General features: G+C 45.4%; 13 protein-coding genes. 2 read left to right on the forward strand and 11 right to left on the reverse strand.

The features are described from left to right. Nucleotides 1-448: 448 nt before the first annotated feature. The 7 genes from AC0VYE_RS16840 to AC0VYE_RS16870 form a co-directional block, all read right to left on the reverse strand. Complete coding sequence (locus AC0VYE_RS16840) at nucleotides 449-1,300, reverse strand: nucleotidyltransferase domain-containing protein (RefSeq protein WP_475449316.1); 852 nt, start codon at nucleotides 1,298-1,300, stop codon at nucleotides 449-451. A gap of 61 nt (nucleotides 1,301-1,361) precedes the next feature. After that, a complete protein-coding gene (locus tag AC0VYE_RS16845) occupies nucleotides 1,362-1,568 on the reverse strand; it encodes a hypothetical protein (RefSeq protein WP_475449318.1) in 207 nt (68 codons plus the stop codon). Between the two features lie 22 nt (nucleotides 1,569-1,590). Continuing rightward, the gene (locus AC0VYE_RS16850) at nucleotides 1,591-2,244 is read right to left on the reverse strand and encodes a DUF998 domain-containing protein (RefSeq protein WP_475449320.1); all 654 of its coding nucleotides are present in this window, start codon (nucleotides 2,242-2,244) and stop codon (nucleotides 1,591-1,593) included. Between the two features lie 7 nt (nucleotides 2,245-2,251). Next, nucleotides 2,252-3,004 (reverse strand): dihydrofolate reductase family protein, encoded by a 753-nt coding sequence (locus AC0VYE_RS16855; RefSeq protein ID WP_475449322.1) that lies wholly within the window; start codon nucleotides 3,002-3,004, stop codon nucleotides 2,252-2,254. A 502-nt stretch (nucleotides 3,005-3,506) separates the two neighbouring features. Continuing rightward, nucleotides 3,507-3,731 carry a hypothetical protein gene (locus AC0VYE_RS16860; protein ID WP_475449324.1) on the reverse strand — a complete coding sequence of 75 codons (225 nt, stop codon included), beginning with the start codon at nucleotides 3,729-3,731 and terminating at the stop codon, nucleotides 3,507-3,509. Nucleotides 3,732-4,125: 394 nt separating this feature from the next. After that, complete coding sequence (locus tag AC0VYE_RS16865; RefSeq protein ID WP_475449602.1) at nucleotides 4,126-4,551, reverse strand: NADAR family protein; 426 nt, start codon at nucleotides 4,549-4,551, stop codon at nucleotides 4,126-4,128. 3 nt (nucleotides 4,552-4,554) lie between these two features. Then, complete coding sequence (locus AC0VYE_RS16870) at nucleotides 4,555-4,698, reverse strand: hypothetical protein (RefSeq protein ID WP_475449326.1); 144 nt, start codon at nucleotides 4,696-4,698, stop codon at nucleotides 4,555-4,557. Nucleotides 4,699-5,012: 314 nt separating this feature from the next. Here AC0VYE_RS16870 and AC0VYE_RS16875 point away from each other — a divergent pair, with 314 nt between their 5' ends. Together AC0VYE_RS16875 and AC0VYE_RS16880 are read left to right on the forward strand one after the other, a co-directional pair. Then, complete coding sequence (locus tag AC0VYE_RS16875) at nucleotides 5,013-5,414, forward strand: VOC family protein (protein WP_475449328.1); 402 nt, start codon at nucleotides 5,013-5,015, stop codon at nucleotides 5,412-5,414. A gap of 789 nt (nucleotides 5,415-6,203) precedes the next feature. Beyond that, nucleotides 6,204-7,001: a hypothetical protein gene (locus AC0VYE_RS16880; RefSeq protein WP_475449330.1), complete on the forward strand. Its 798-nt coding sequence runs from the start codon at nucleotides 6,204-6,206 to the stop codon at nucleotides 6,999-7,001. Between the two features lie 232 nt (nucleotides 7,002-7,233). Here AC0VYE_RS16880 and AC0VYE_RS16885 read toward each other — a convergent pair whose 3' ends face one another. The 4 genes from AC0VYE_RS16885 to AC0VYE_RS16900 form a co-directional block, all read right to left on the reverse strand. Next, entirely contained in the window at nucleotides 7,234-8,928 is a 1,695-nt protein-coding gene (locus AC0VYE_RS16885) for a golvesin C-terminal-like domain-containing protein (RefSeq protein WP_475449604.1), read from the reverse strand. Next, on the reverse strand, nucleotides 8,929-12,879 hold the full coding sequence (locus AC0VYE_RS16890) for a golvesin C-terminal-like domain-containing protein (protein WP_475449332.1): 3,951 nt from the start codon (nucleotides 12,877-12,879) through the stop codon (nucleotides 8,929-8,931). A gap of 338 nt (nucleotides 12,880-13,217) precedes the next feature. Next, nucleotides 13,218-14,426 (reverse strand): SGNH/GDSL hydrolase family protein, encoded by a 1,209-nt coding sequence (locus tag AC0VYE_RS16895; protein WP_475449334.1) that lies wholly within the window; start codon nucleotides 14,424-14,426, stop codon nucleotides 13,218-13,220. 7 nt (nucleotides 14,427-14,433) lie between these two features. Continuing rightward, complete coding sequence (locus AC0VYE_RS16900) at nucleotides 14,434-16,659, reverse strand: FAD-dependent oxidoreductase (RefSeq protein ID WP_475449336.1); 2,226 nt, start codon at nucleotides 16,657-16,659, stop codon at nucleotides 14,434-14,436. Between the last annotated feature and the right edge of the window lie 22 nt (nucleotides 16,660-16,681).

The raw sequence follows: 16,681 nt of genomic DNA on the forward strand, positions 1-16,681 counted from the left end.
TGAAATGTTTTTGCTGCGAAAAGATACGGCCTCCAACAGAGAAATTCCCGTATCCTTATTCAACATATGAAGATCACTTGTCGTCGCATTGATTGCAGTCACATTTAAATTGGACGGCCATTCGGTTGTTACAAGCCTTGATTTTACAACGGATTGCCGCATTTCTTGTGTAACTTTAGATGAGTGCCTTTTAGCGATATCACCAAACATTTTTCCTATTTTTTTAGGATTGCTTCCACCCATGAGAACAGCCCTAATCCATTAAACGATTAAGTAATGATGAATATGATTGTGTCACAATTCATTGAGGTGTGAAGTAAGTATGCTTGTTACCCTGGAACCACGTTAACCTGCCCGTTCGTATTATGAGGTCACCAGATAGTGCAACGAGGCTGCCGATCCATACCGGCAGCCTCGTTCTAGTTGTTTATTGAGCTATAGTGTCCCGTTAGTTCAGCAGATTTTTATTTTTCACTAGATTGTCTGTTTCGTGGATCAGATCATGTAACAGGCTTAGAGCTTTCTCCAAACCGGCTTGCTCTTCTGTCACTAAGGTCAATATCATGTTTATTCTATGAGAGTAATTGCTTGGGACCATGCTAAAAGTATCGACCATAGCAGCAGCTCCTTTTTCGTTCATCCAATATGTTTCATTAAGTGCAAACAAAACCTGATTTAAACAAGAGACTGATCTGAAACAACATCCAGCAAAGTAAGATAAATCATTTTTATAGATACCTTTTTTCCCATTCTCTAAGGAGAAATTCGCTTCCCATAGAAATTTTTGAATTACTGCTTTTTGCAAAACGTGCGAGTATGGACTTGTTCTAGACTTCATTTCTCCAACAAGACCTGTTGGATCCCATAAAATCCTACACAACGCAATTTCAGCTAAATATATAGAATTGATAAATCCGTGAGGATGTCCCGGTTGATAGTCAATTGTAAGATCCCCATTGAGACATTTGTCAATTACTTTTGATACTATATTAAGATCACGGTATAAAAAATCGACCGGTTGTTGATGCACTTTCAGCCAACCACCACCATTAATCCATGGCCCCCATCCACCGATTTCTGTTATTAAATTGACTCTATTATCATCATCCAAGGTGGAAGCTATCCGATCAAGGTGGGAAATATCTAACCCATTGTTTAGGTTATAATAAATTCCAATATCAATATCAGAGTTGGGGTTTTCAGTCCCCCTAGCTCTTGAACCACCTAGAACCAAAGCCTGCACACCATCGATTTGCTTAAGACAATCAATAATTTTGGAAATAATACTTTGCACATCCATACCTCTCACTCCGTTCGAATATGTCTAAAGCTGCCCGTTATCTTAATGCCTATCAGTACATCTATTCAAAAACCTTTATTTTGTGAAGATGTACAAGGAGCTGACGAGACAGCTCCCTATCGTTAGTATAGAACACCAGAGGATACTTGCTTTCGCTGCCCTTGCTTAGCCTGGCATATGCCATTTTGACTTCTGACTCATCATCATAGTTCAAAACAAGACTGATGCTGCGGTTATACGAAACCGGCTCGAATGAATCGGAAATCATTAACGGTTCTCTCTTGTTGAATCTATGCCTGAAGGGCTTCAACACGTAATCTCGCAGTAAGAACCGAAACCCAACCGAAGGCAACAATTCCAGCGCTCCCCATAATAACGCCGATCCAAGTGCCGATACTTGAGCCTAAAATAATGAGCACTGGCGCAAGGATACAAGATGCAATACAATAGATACTCCAACCACGCTCGCCTTCTGTAGCAAACCGACGTGCAAAAATAATGCTTGCCGCAATTAGACAAATAAAAGCCGTAAAGAAAGCCACGGAATGGAGTGCTGCATGAACGCTCATCGATGTTGGCATTCCGGCAGAGGCACCTGGGGGAAAGCTGAGGCCAGGATCTGGGCGAAACAGACCTGCCAGGATCATGCCAATCCCATAGATTCCAATGAGCAGCGAACCCCACTTGCCTCCCATACGCCCTCGCAGCAAACGGCGCACTCCAATCGCTGCACATACAGAAAGCAATCCTGTCATGAAGAAATTTGCGCTTTGAATCCATCCCAAATCCCCCAACGTAAGGGTGCTGATGGCGTGGCGCCTGATATCGAATCCTGTACGTGTAAACGATTGAATAATGGCTGCTATGTAGAATAGCGGTGTGGAAACAACGCCACCCATTAGAAGAAGACGAATCGTCCTCGTATTCCGCATATTTGTAAACATAATAATCTTATTCCCCTCTCATTGTCCATTTTATAATCTTGTACAGTCCTTTGAAGTTACTGTGTGCATCGTACGTCTCTTTTTCAGTTAATACTGCTTTTATTTTGATTGGCATCTGAATGGGTAAAAAGACGTCCCATCTCCACTTGCACAACGATGATGGAGACGTCTCTGGTTGAATGAATTCAGATGGCTTTGTTGTTAATTGCCTAACTCGGACTGGTAGATGTGAATCGCGACACCTGTGCTTAGAGTTTTGGCGTCCATGAGGCGCAGTGCAGACTTCTCGATCCCCTCTCTGAACAGCCGTTGTCCCGCGACCTAAGATCACAGGATGGATCCAGAGCCGGTATTCGTCGATGAGATGATACTTCATCAGCGTTTGTGCAAGATCGCCGCTGCCTACGACAAGCAAGTCTCCGCTGAACTCCTGCTTGAGTTTCGCTGCTTCTTCTGCCGCGTCGCCATGGATGATTGTGGCATTCCACTCCGCATGGCTTAGGGTTCTCGAAGCCACGAACTTCGACATGCCGTTCATCCGATCGGCCAGCCCACGCATGCCGACCGCTGACGGCCATGTTGCCGCGAAGGTCTCGTAAGTTTTACGCCCCAGAAGTAGTGCTTCAACCGTGTGGGCCTGCTCGACAATGTGTGCCAGGTGCTCCTCGCCAACATAGGACCGCTGCCAGCCCCCATACTCGAATTCATAGAGTTCGCCAGGCGCCTGCATGACGCCATCCAACGTAATGAATTGCTGCATAATGATTTTCCCCATTTTTATCCCTGTCCTTTCGTGTCGTATAGTCGATTCCGACCGTTGCGTATCTCCAGGATGTCTTTCATCTAGGATCAGCTGAACTTTGCCGTTATAAAGACAACGAACGAGTGAACGGCAAATCGACATACACGAGTCAGTAATAATTGGAACGTTGATACTCGGCTTGTTGAATGATCGTACCGTTTCAGGTTAAAGTAAGAAAAAACGCCAAGCCGGATTCAGGGCTTAGCGTATATTTTGGTTAATTACGCGGTAATTAATCGGCTCATATTCTTGTCATCTGACAATATTAAAGTTCGTGATGTGTCACATTTCGTAGGTCGTGATAATTACAAACAAAAGGAGCCTCACTGGCTCCTTTTGTTCTACGAACATTAAAAAATCCCCTTTTGGGGATTATCATAATCTTTTTCGGTCTTCAATACCTTGATATAAACGTTCAATACTGTAACAAGATTAATTGTTGTGCTCTCGATCCTTTCAACTATTTATTCTTCTGCTTTGTAACTTGCTTACCGCCGATGATAAGCATCATAATACCAATTATTGCTAGAATGATCCGAACTAAGAATGGACGCAATGTAAATACAGTTTCACCTTGCCATTGCAATCCGAACAACGTTTCATTCAGCCCCACAATCGCCAATAATGGCTTAAAAAACAAACTCAGCGCTAATAATGCTATCCCCCAAATCATTTTGCTATTCATTGATTCAAAACCTCTTTTCCAATTAAGATAAATGAAGATTAGTTCACAAAAATTATAGCACTGAGGTCGTTGCGACCAGAATGTTCTTTAGGATCTACTTACCCTAAGCGGCTTACTCATTGTGACACTAACCATCAAACCTCAGTTAAATCAAGTCTTTTATGCGAATTTATGCATATGAAGATTACATACTATTTTGTACATATGTATGTATATCGATTTTTTCTATGGCTTGTGTCACAATCGTCGATATTTGAACAACAATTTCAAATTTAAATTATAGATTTCTCTTCGACCTATCACCCTAGGACTTTGCTTTATCTTTTAATGTTTCAATTATACCTTTGGTTATCGTTCTATATGTCGTTAATTCAAATCTCATTCCAGGGCTGCATTAGCCGCTAACCCAAACCTGAGGTGGCGTAAAGTAATCATCATATTCTTTTAAAGCTTCAGGAGATTGTTTCCTTCTCCACTCCCACATATAAGTTAAATATGTTTCACCTTTACCCATTCTCCAACCAATGCTAAATGGATGAATGTCTGGAAACGTAATCCATTGAGGAAGAAGGAACTCTGGCTCATAGTTCTCCATATTATTTCTGATGTTCATCAACAAATTGCCTAACATGTTTTTTCCTTGCCCGTCACCGCCATCTCCCCAATATGAATCATTGGTTGTATGTTCAACAATAATACAATCTCCTGTTGATAAGAGAATGGACTTAACTTTTGGATGATGTTCTATTTTAGCGACAATAGCTTCCCGCATAATGTTAACTTTGCACTCTTCCCAATCTTTACGGAAACGTGATTGAATGTTTCAAAAATTCGAGAAACAACCATATGGCTTATTTATTTCATAAAAATTGATTACCTTCTTATCAGCATTTCTGCTTAAAAGATTCCGTTTATTTTCTTCAATATTCTTTAATAATTCTTTTGTATTTTTTACAATCTCATCCAAGAAACTTCCCCCATTCTTCATTCGACTTATAAACGATATTTCTATTTTTCTAAATTTATTCTAGATGTGATTGAGCTATCCTGCTCGTTGGCTTAAAGAAGTAACGTCAGTCTAATTCTTTATTTTATTCTGACAATGGCGCTGCATACTGTCGAACGTTTACCCCTGATTGCGGAGCGGGCATTTACTAAGTAAACCGCAGGATGCATGACAGGAATGCCATACTTTGCTGTTTCTTTTATAAGATTCGCTTCTACAGCCAGAAGTAGAGTATAGTAGGAGAAGTTAAAAATTTATTCCAGGAGGCTACAGCCATGTCACAGGAGATTTGGATTAACCTACCAGTCAAAGATGTTGAGAAGTCAACTGCCTTTTTCAATGAGATTGGATTCCATGCGGTGAGCGTTGGTAACGAGAGAGCCAAGCTTGCCATAGGCCAAACAACGATTCTGCTGTTCCCGGATGCCGCGTTTGAGAAATTTACCGGTTCAAAAACCGCAGATACTTCCCGTTGCGCAGAAGTAATATTTTCCATTGGTGCTGGAAGCAGAGAAGAAGTAGATGCCTTTATTCAAAAAGTAGAGTTTGCCGGAGGAAGCATCTTTGGCAAGCCGAGTGAAAATGAGGGCTGGATGTACGGCGCAGGATTTGCCGACTTGGACGGTCACCGTTGGAATCTACTGTACATGGATGAGAGTAAAATGCCGAAACGCTAATATGGTAGCGCCGGTCACCTGCTAAAGGTCACCGGCGTTTTTGTCTTATTTCAGACAGTTTTTTCGATTTCCTCTAAAAACTCTGGAGAAATTGCCCACCCATTTTCGTCCCATAGAAACATAATACAAAATAATGACCGGCACCTTGCCCGAGAGTACCTTCAATTCATCAAGCAATTCTCCCAGTCGTTCAAAACCGTTCTACTCATGCGCAATACTCTCCAATATCCCGTACGGTTGGTTCCTTCGTAGAAAAGCCTAAACGACGCTGGCTCCTTTAGCCACATCTAATTCTACAATAGACTCCATAACACACTCCAAAATTATAAAGCTGCCGTTACTCCCACAATGATCCCAAACCAATAGCTTCGCTACTGATTTATTGAGCTATCGTTTCCCATCAGATGAACAAACCAGGGTTCATTTACAATTGTCTGTTAGAGTTTTAATATTCAAGAGCAAGAAAATGTTAAGCTTACCAATCGTGTCGTGGACATACAATCATCGAACAACCCAAAGCTCATCAACTGGCCCATATTTCACGTGAAATCCTACTCTCTTCATGCCTTCTCATGCATGTTCGTGAGTTTATTTCCTATTGTAAAGTCTTCGGGGATGAGTCAATATAGTAGTCAATAAGTGGTAAAATTTGACGTCGTGCGGTCTTTCAGCAAAAATATAGCTAAAAAATTATGGAGGTGAAGGATACCTATGAGGGAAGCTACAGAGGGACAACATGAGCACAGTGAGATGCTGCCCTTGTTCTCCACCACGGATAGAGGCGGACGAATGACTGCGCTGCTGCCGGGACGTGGCGTCGGACGCGCGACTCCGCTGCTGCCGTGGCTGTTCGCAGCTGCTGCACTGTGGGCGCTGACAGGCTCCGTGCCGTTTGGTGCTCTACTCGGTCTTGCGCCAACACCGGCAATCAGCATGCTCCTCGGTCATCCGGTCACGGTGGGCGTCGCCGTGGTGTTGCTGTTCGTCGCAATCGGTGTGACTGGCGGAGTGTACACGCGAGCGGTAGAACAGTTCGGACAGGCAAGGGTCGCCGGCCTCTTCGTATCGCTAGCGATTGCAGGAGGACTCGTCGTAATCGCTGGAGTCTTACTGATCTGGACGCTGGCGAGCGATCCGTCGCGCCCCTTCAACCTTGAGGCCATTGGGACGTCGCCGACGATCCCGCTAGAGCTTGGCGCTGTCATCGGAGCCTGCTTTGCCCTCTGGGCCGCCATTTCGCTCTTACGGTTGCCCGGATCGATCACACATGCCCGGCTGCGTCAGAGTGACATCGAGCGCCTCCGAGTAGAGGGCAACTCATTCATCGGGACACTGACCACCGTGAGCTTCACGAACTGCTGGCTCTTCGATCTTCCGATATTCAAGGTCGAGGTAGGTTACATCGTCGCCGGTACTCCTCGGGTCGTCTCAGCGCACATGCGCACCAGTGCCGACCGCGTTCCCCTCGTAGGCTCGCGCATGCTCGTGCTGACCGATGATCGCGGAACTTCCCACGTGGAGGTGGACCTGTCCAATGGAGCGACATTTGAGCCGGACGTGACGAAGTACGCCGCACCGACCGACTGAAGCTTCGGCCGGTGCACTCTCCACGAGCTTCACTTCCGCTTACTCCCGTGCTCATATCATGCAGTTTTCCTGCACAACACGAGCACACTTGCTCGTCTTCGCTTTTTTGAAGGTTCAATTTCATTTACAGGAGCGGTCAAGAATTGCTTTGCTTGATGGGATCATGGTGATACCTCCAAATTTCAAGAAAAAAAAGCTGAGTGGTTCGTACTCATCCACTCAGCTCATAGCGTTATTTTACAATAATTTGTATAACATCACTTACCGTTGTTCCGCTTCCATTCATAAATTCACCGCGATATTGATAAATGCCAGGAGCTTTTCCCGAAATTTGTGTATTAGCCGATTGGGCATTTGGTGAGTGTGAAGATAAAGATTGCGTTTCAATAAGTTCGTCATTTTCATATAATCGATACTGTGCTGCGTTCGTGCCCCACCACATATTTGCAGTAATGGTATAGTTCCCGTCTTGATCCCAGTTGTCACTGGATAACACAGGTTTGCCAGGATTCGCATCAGCCACGGTGACGGTATGTGGATCACATGAAGTCGTTCCATACAAATTCGATAACTCACATGTATACACATAGGTTCCATTTGGCTTGCCTTGAATTGGAATTATGGAAGTTTGGGCAGTTGGCGAATCAACGGGCAATGACTTCGTTTGGATCAATTGGCCATTCTCGTACAACTTATACAGAGAGCCATTGGTCCCCCACCACATATTCATCGCAATGTCATAATTGCCATCATGTAAGCCTGTCGCAACACCGCTATTATTCGAAAGTATCGGTTTACCTGGAACCTCATTCACAATCAGCTCAGGACTAACGGAATGCCGTTCGAATTTGACTGCATCAACCCTCGTATAGATCATATCGGCAGGAAGTGTTGGCGGGTCTACCGTTGTAGGAGTAACCCTGGTTAAACGAACATACTCGCTGCCGTCTCCTGCAAAGTCGAACGTTCCTAGATTAACCCAACCCGATGAGCCAACTGTTGCATCGATATATGTGACCTCGGTACCTGATTGATGCTTCACTTCCACTTTGACATAATTATCGTTTGCCGTCGTATGGACGATCTTGTAGATGGAGACCGTATATTTTCCCTCTGGAAACAGGCCTTTCCACGTTGCTGATGATCCTTGAACGGTAGAGTAACGGGACTTAACCCCAATTTTGTATCCGGCTAAGTTGCTTTGGCTCCAAGACCCTTCTGTCGTGTACAACCCCGTTGTATTTGTACTGTCGACGATAACCGTTAGGTCCTTGATCGTGATGATCAAAGGCGGTGTTGTTAAGGTCACTCCGTCAATCGTTACAGTCGCCCATACCTCAATGTGATCTGTGTCTCCATCGAGATTTAGAAGGGTTAACCTACCGCTGCTGTCTACTTCAGCCAGATCCGTACGATCAAGGAAATACTGCACATTGGCCTGTGTTAGATCACCGATCAAACCATTATCCAAATAGCCGGTTACGCTCAGTTGTGCGGTTTGAGTCATCTGCAGCTCGTTCCGATCGGATAGGATCACTGCAGCCTCCAATTGCGGCATCCTGTTCGGGTCCACCCACATGATCGCATCGGCAACGACACGAGACTTATTGGCCTTATTGGTTAGTTCCACGTACCCGCTATCCCCTGCTGCAAAAGGATAATCGCCTAGGTGCACCCAAGTACCATTCGCCGCTGTCTCATCAACGGTAACCGAATCAGAGCCCCCGCTATAATAAACGGCAAATGAGGCATTCGTTGCCCAGCTTTCACTCGCTGTGGTTATTTGCGGAAGCTTGTAATACACACTGTAAGTAACGGTATCCGGCAGCTCCGGCCGCCAAATAATTTTGCTTGTCGCTGTGCCGGTTGTCGATTTGGCATACACATAGTTATCGTAGTAATAGTCGTTAGCCGTTGAATCCCTTATCTAGACCCCTTCTGTCTCCGCCTCCGTATTATCTATAATGATAGATGAACCCTCCTGCCAATCCGGTTGGACTGGAGTTTCGGATACTTTATCAGGCAGATAGAGTGTCCGTTTGCGAGTTTGTTTCCCGTCTGATTCCACGTAATATGTGAAGGTTTGAGATAAGTCGTTCACCCGTATCGACCATTCCATCGGATATATCGTATCTGGGATGGTTGTATACGTAGCCCCGCCATCCAAGGAATAATGGATTGTCGCTGGTTTCGTCGTTTTTGCCTGTACATAGGCATCATAAACCGTTTCGTCGGGCTTGACGATTAGCATCCCTTTAACCGCATCGATTGGACTATGGATATCAAAGAAATAGCTTGCATCCGATGTATCAGCAGCTCTAACCTGATGCAGCGGCACATCAATCTGGAGTCCCTCTACAATGATAGCGGTTATCCCTTTGCTTGAAACCGTAGCTTGAATGATTCCGTTACTCATAACCGCTTGTTCTGGTGTGCCATTATCGCGGATGATGGTTACGGTATAATCTTGTGACGGGTTGAACCCAATGATTTGCGCATTCAATTCAATCGAAGTCTGAACTTCATCTGACGATGCGTTGCTTAGTCCGATATAAAATTTATCCCCGCTCTCTCCCGTTATCCAGTTCAATTGAGGATCGTTCGTCTGGATAATGCCCTTGGGCATCCAGAGCCAAACGTCGGAATTACCGTAGAAATGACCTGGTTTATTGCCATAAAGGTGATATTTGAACCATAAAAAATTCGTTTCGAATACGGAAGGAAATGTAATACTCCCATTTGATTTCAATGATTGCTCGCTGATCAAATAATCCATTGTTTGCCCGAGCTGCCCCGGTATATGGTGATAATAGATAGATGTAGCCCCGCTAGGACCTTCCAGAGGAAAATCCGGTTCAAGTTGGCTAACGGCAAATCCCTTATAGTAATAACCTGGATAGCTGGAATATCGACCAATAACCGAATTATGAGCGATATCCTGCAGTAGTTTATCACCTGTATAGAGCGACAATCGCAGCATAAATGGAGCTTCCTGAGCATTCATCCGATAATAACCGGTTGTGCTTCCTGCTTCAAATGTTAATCCGTTCGGTGAAACGAGCCAGCTATCCGCTTGTACGCCTCCTGCTACATCTTCTGGGAGCTTGCTCCTAGGATATTGGTATTTACCGCTTTCCGGCCAATGGAACGACTCCGCGTAATTATACGTTTCAGGCTGCGGAATCATAACGGTACCTTCAGGAACTGGACGAGCAACGAACATGGTGGCATACCGTTTGGCTTCCTTATAAGCGGCATTCAAGTATTTGGGATCCTGTGTTTCCTCGTAAAGCTCCAAAATCTCCATCCACAGCTTGCTATAATAATAAATGAATTCATTTTTACTCACATTTACGGATTCAGGAGTATCGATATGCTGCATGATATAACTGTCAGCTGCATCCTTGGCAGCCTGTAAATACTGCGCATCTCCCGTCATCCGATACATCATCAGGGGCTGGATGACAGGACCTCGGTCTTTCTGGTCAGGATCACGCACGAGGTACTCTTCCTGTGCCAGCGCTCCAATTCCTGCCGAAGTGCCCATCATCTGATTGACAGCGGCTACGCTTGAAACATCGAACGGCAGGGTGGCCATTTTCCATAACGAAGGCACGCCATATACTTTCTTCTGCGTTGGCGACCAACCGATACCATTTCGCGATACGCCATACTGGACGGACGGCAATGCTCTCGTATCGTAAAGCTGGTCATCCCCAGTCAAATAATAAGCCCCCAAAAGAACTGCATTCGAGCTTGTTCGAACGCTATCTTCGTTTTCGATATCAATAAAGCCCTTGGCTCGGCTCCACCACCCGCTGGGTGACGGGACATACTGAACGGAGTCGTCCCCTTGCGGCTCTATCTTAAGCAGATCGATCATATTGAACATCGCGTCAGTAAACGACTGATCTGATACATTTTCCCGGTATGCCGAATAACCGTACTCATTGCGAAGAATATCTGCGTAGGACTCGTAAAGATTGCTTTTTTGTGCGATTAGCCCCATATGAAATTGATAGGTGTTTTCTGCGCTCATTTGTGAATAAGTCCCTAACTGAGGAGCATATAGAATTGGCTGCACGCTGCCTTCATTATTGACAAGGCTCATGCCAAGCCGTTGTTTCGTAACGCCGCCCGTCGGTTCAAATTCAACCGGAAGCTCTTCCGAAGGTACAAATACCCCATACGTCAATGGATTCCCCGCGCCGTCATTCTTCTCAACCAGACTCATCGGAGCGCTTAGCTCCCGAAGGCTTGTGGATTCCACCGTACCTACCATTTTTGCATGCGACCTAAATCCATTTAATACTTCCTTGACGCCAGAGATTTGCTCTGTTGTGAAGGACTGATATCCAATCACATAATTGCCATCGCGGCGAGGCGTGAAGGCGAAGGAAACATCTGGTTTATCCCCTGCCATGGACCAGTTCACTTCAAAATCGTAATCACTGCCATGCATAGAATCGGTTAAAACCGCCGTGTGGCTGTCTGGAAAATGGATCCCGTCGAATGTAATCCAGCGTTTGTTCATCGTATCGTAGTAATTGGTTCGGCTCCCCGCATTCCCATCCAATAAAACCCATTGCTCCTCAAGTCTTTCCGACACATTATTTATTGGCATCCAGCTCCCTGTGTCCGTGTTCTTGTAGAACATGTCACGAACGATGGATTTGCCTCCATCCCATGCTGCCTCATAGAAGGTCGCCTTATAATTTGCATTTTCGATGCTGCCTTTTTCTGTGTAACTGAGATTCGCTAATGTGCGGCTCCGCAGCGCGGGCAACGGCGGAGCTTGCTGACGGATATTCCCTTCAAATTTGACTGCATCGGCCCGAGTAATAATCGTGCCCGTCGTAGGTTGCATTCGAGTCAGCCTGACAAATTCGGTATCATCACCACTAAAATAATACTCCCCCAAATCCACCCATCCGACCGATGGACCCGACGTAGGTCTAAGATCCATAAACAAAACATCCGTAATCCCGTTGTGAACAATCTCAATCTTTACATTACTATCTGCTTTATCCGCCCAATCAAGCTTATAGAACGATATTCTCGCCGTCCCTGCCTCCAAGCGTGGATTCCAAGTGATGCTTCTACCTACTGCGTCCGTATATTTGGAACTGGAATTATTGTATCCCTTCACTCCCGCACTTGTGGTCCAATAAGGCGAGGAGAATCCATTACTCGCGTTACCTGCATCTACGGTGACGATATGATCAATCGTGAGGCTTCCATCATCAATAATGATCGTCTTATGCGGCTCTTTCTGCTGAATATTCCCTTCGAACTTGACCGCATCAGCTCGCGTAAGTATCGTACTCGTGGTGCTGGTAGACCGTGTCAATTTAACGAATTCTTCACCAACTCCGGAAAAATAGTATTCTCCCAAATCAACCCATCCCGCAGGAGCGCCAGATGAGGGTCTCAAATCCAGATAGACTACATCCGTCGTTCCATTATGAACGATTTCGATTTTTACATTGCTATCAGCCTTATCCTCCCAATTAAGCTTGTATAACGATATTTTCGCTGTTCCTGCTTCCAAGCGCGGATTCCATGTTATCGATCTGCCAGCTGTACTCGTATATTTGGAGCTGGAATGATCATACCCCTTCACCCCTGTGCTTGTGGTCCAATTTGGAGCCGAATATCCATTGTTCTCGTTACCCGCATCAGGTGTCACAACATCATTGATCGTGATGCTTCCATCATCGATGATAATCGTCTGATAAGGTAAGGTCTCCGCATAAGCGGTCGTTATTCCAACCAGGCTGAAAGGAACTACTATCGTCAACATGAAAACGATGAAGAAAAACAGCTTCCTTTTGACCAAACCACTCACAGCCTTTCCTATAAATGATAACGCTTCCAAAATAATAATGCCCCCTTTGCTTGAATGTTCGTAAAAAGCAATTAGCCTTTTCCATCAGCTAATCCAGCTCCTTCGTTTTTATCATAGCACGTCACATCATCTTGAAATTTCTTTCATTTTAACAATTTCTTATAAGATTTTAAGCGATAAGAAACGGCTTCGCCGTCATATGTAAGTGGAGGGTATCCGTTTCTCATAGAAATAGAATAATACTTTATCGCCTAAAACTTATAAAGTCTTCTATCAAAAATTCATATGTCTAAAAAAGAAACCTACATCCTAATTGACCGCTCAATCGCAGTCAGATAGAATGTAGGTTTTCCAAGTGGACAAATCTATTATAATGGCGGCTGCACCACTAACAGCTTCCCAAGCTGAATGACCGTTTGATCATACCAAGCTGGATGCTGCCGAACATGCTCCATACTTTTAGCATTGCCGCTTTCCTCAAACACGGCCGCTTTGTCTGTCTTCTCGTGATCGACTTCGAAGCGAACCGTATGTTTCCCATTCGGCAGCTCCGGCAAGAAAACATATTGATTTCGATTATGATCGTTATAGGGTGTGAATCGATCGATAAGGAAGGGTTCGCCTCCATCAACTGACACCTTCAATCGGCCAGAATCAGGCCCCCCGATATCGAATAATCCTATATGGGTCCCCTCGAATTGCACCGTGATAGCCTCTCCAGGATCGACAGCTCGCCATAGGCCAGGGAACAACCAACTATATTCGCGCACTAACGCAAAATCATCGGGGGTCATGTAAGACCATCCTTCCGAAAAAAGAGTAAGATTATCCAGCGGCAGCATGGCTGCATACTCCCAAGGATTAGCCGGGACCAACGGATTCCGAGGCAAGTGATATTCGAGTCTTCCCTGATGATCGCGAAGCTCGCTTATTTTCTCAAATGACCGGGTAATCGTATCCGTATAAATCTGATGCCCTTCGGGAATTGTCGGATGGACCGAATCATGTGTAAAAATAACGGCTCCTGGATTGGACTGTTCTGCCCTTGAGGTGAAAATGAGCTTTCCATCGGATACCAATTGACTGACCGCTACGCCCAGATGAATGGAAGGAATACCGTAATAATCGGCCACCTCCTCTTGCATAATAGCCCCTTTCTGGTATTCGCCGGCTTGAAATAAGGCCACATCTCGCTCCTTTATCGTATAAACGAACAAAATGTCGGTGAACGGGCTTCGCTTGCGGATCTGTCGGACAATGCCTTCGATCCGCGCCTTGGATTCAGGGACTCCGCCATCGTTACCAACAAATTCGACAAACACAAGATCAGGCTGATGACGCAGTACATCCGTCTCCAAGCGTGCGCAGCCGAGGTCTGATCCTGTCCCATCAATGCCTGCATTCACAGAGCGGATTTCCGCATTGGGATATTTACCTCGAAGCCAATCTCCCGTCATGACTCTATATCCTTGAGAACGCGTATTGCTGCCGCCAAAATAGACGATTGTCACGGTTTCCCCATGTTCCAACTTCGAAATGACATTAGGCAGCCCTCTTCGAGGGAATAGTTCCTTCATCGCGACTTCACCTGCCCTCACTTATTAATTTCGGAGCAAAGCATTTCACAGCAAACACTTCATAGTAAGGAGAACCGTAGGTTGCGCAGAAATGAATCCGGATTCGGGTTACGCGTTTCGCATCCACCTTATGTTTATTCAGCGTGAGATAATTACCGCGGATGATGATTTCACTCTCGGTTCCGTCTTCGAAGGTCAAGGTCACATCATAATCTTGGATAAGGAGCTCGATCGGATCGTCGAAATGCTCCAAATCCAGCCGTGAATTGAACACAAGATGGATTTCTTCCACATTTTTGGGGCTTGCAAAGCAGAATTCCAACCATTCCTGTCCTTCTGTACGTTCAGATATCCAACCGTTCGGCTGACCATAAGGTCTGGAGAAGCCATTAACGACATTCTCTGGGCTATACATATTTTGGGATGGCACCAGGTCTTTGAAGCAAATGCTTTTATTAAGCTTCTTCAGCTTTGACGGAACTTCTGGCCTATAATGGAAGCTGACCGCTCCTGTCAACTTCTCTTCATTTCCGTATACAGCAAGGCTCGCCGCACCTTCCAGTACAATGTAGATTTTGTCGTCAGCCGGCTTCTTGCAGCTGAGGTCCAGCGTTATCCAGTCGTCATAACCGCCTGCAACAACCAAGGGATAGTCTTTCAGCTCGCTGGTGGGAATATAGTTTTCCTTCCGATCTCCGCCAAACAGCTTGACTTGCAAAGTCTCCGGATGCTCGGACCTATTTTTAATATTAATCCGCACGCTTTCAGCTACGGATGTCTGAATCGGCAAGACCAAACATAACGCGTTCTCCAAGGAAATATCTTCGGTTGAATGAAGATTATCATAGCTACGCTGAGACGAGGCATGAATCGTTAATCCGTCAGCGAAATAAGGATCCAACTCCTCTTGAAGCCCTACAATCGTTTGCCCGTCTCGAAGCAGCTGCGCTTGAAGCTCACCCATATGGGCTGTGACTATTTCCGCGGGGTCTGCCTCGTATTTTAAGCATAACGCAGCAGCCGTTCCTACCGCCTGCCCCATACAACCGCAGGTTGCCATAACCCTTGTAGACCCGAAAGCGACATGGGTAGCGCTTATATTGCGGCCAGCGAACATGAGATTAGCAATATTGCGTGAAAATAAGCTGCGGAAAGGAATATTATACAATCCCGGCACGAAATTCCACGCTGTAGCCGGTCCCTCATCGTAGATGCCTTTATTCGCATGCAGATCCATATACCAGCCTCCAACGGATACTGCATCCTCGAAATGAGGTTTTGCTGTAAGATCGTTCTGAGACAGCATATGCTCCCCTATGAACCGCCTCGACTCCCGCTTTCCCGGAATCGGGCATACATAATCCAAGATGAGATTGTCCACATCATCAAACTCGCCGCTATTTTTGATATAATCCCAAATCCCGTATACCAATTTCCGTAGTTCCAATGCGATGTCTTCGTTATTCTTTATAATATCCATATGCCCGCCGTATTCGAGCCACCACAATCCGCCAAGTCCGTTGATTTTCCTTGGAAAAGAGCGATGGTTTAAGCCTTTTCTGATACTATCGAAAAAGGGCAACTTCGTAATATCATACGCAAAGCCAGGTCTTTTGTAAGGAACGGAATAGTCTACGTTACGGGCTTGAAATAGAATCGTATCGCCCATGGTGTAATGGTCCGCCACTTCGGGAGCCAAATCCTCGTTGTATTCATGCTTCGCCTCTCTTCCCCATCGGAAGTGAGCACCTGCTTGATATCCAACAATGCCATCGCCGGAGCAATCGATATAGGTTCGGCTTTCAAAACGAAATTTTCTTTCAGAAGCGAGTTGAAGGCCTTCCACCCATTTAATTCTGTCGTTTTCCATCCCCGTTTCATGCACGCATGTATTGAGGAATAGAGAAATAGTAGGCTCAGCATAAACCATGTCGAGCAAGACCGTATCCGAAAGCGAAAGCATAAGCTTCTTGTTGTATAACGGATTATAATGAAAGATCTTCAGCTTGAGTTCTTCTACCAACCCGCCCTCACGAGCATAATAGGATGGACTGTTTCCGAGATATGCCGACCCGTTGATATGAACCCGGACCTCGCTGCTCGCATTTCCCCCAAGAACCGGCCGATCATTAATTAGTGAAACCTGCAGCCCTTGGCGTGCGGCAGCAATAGCAGCACAAATTCCAGCAATACCTCCGCCTACGACGGTTACATCTGCTTTTATAAGCTCCATTTTGATAACCTCCATGATTAGA

It is taken from the genome of Pristimantibacillus sp. Z349TD_6 (genome assembly GCF_056173205.1).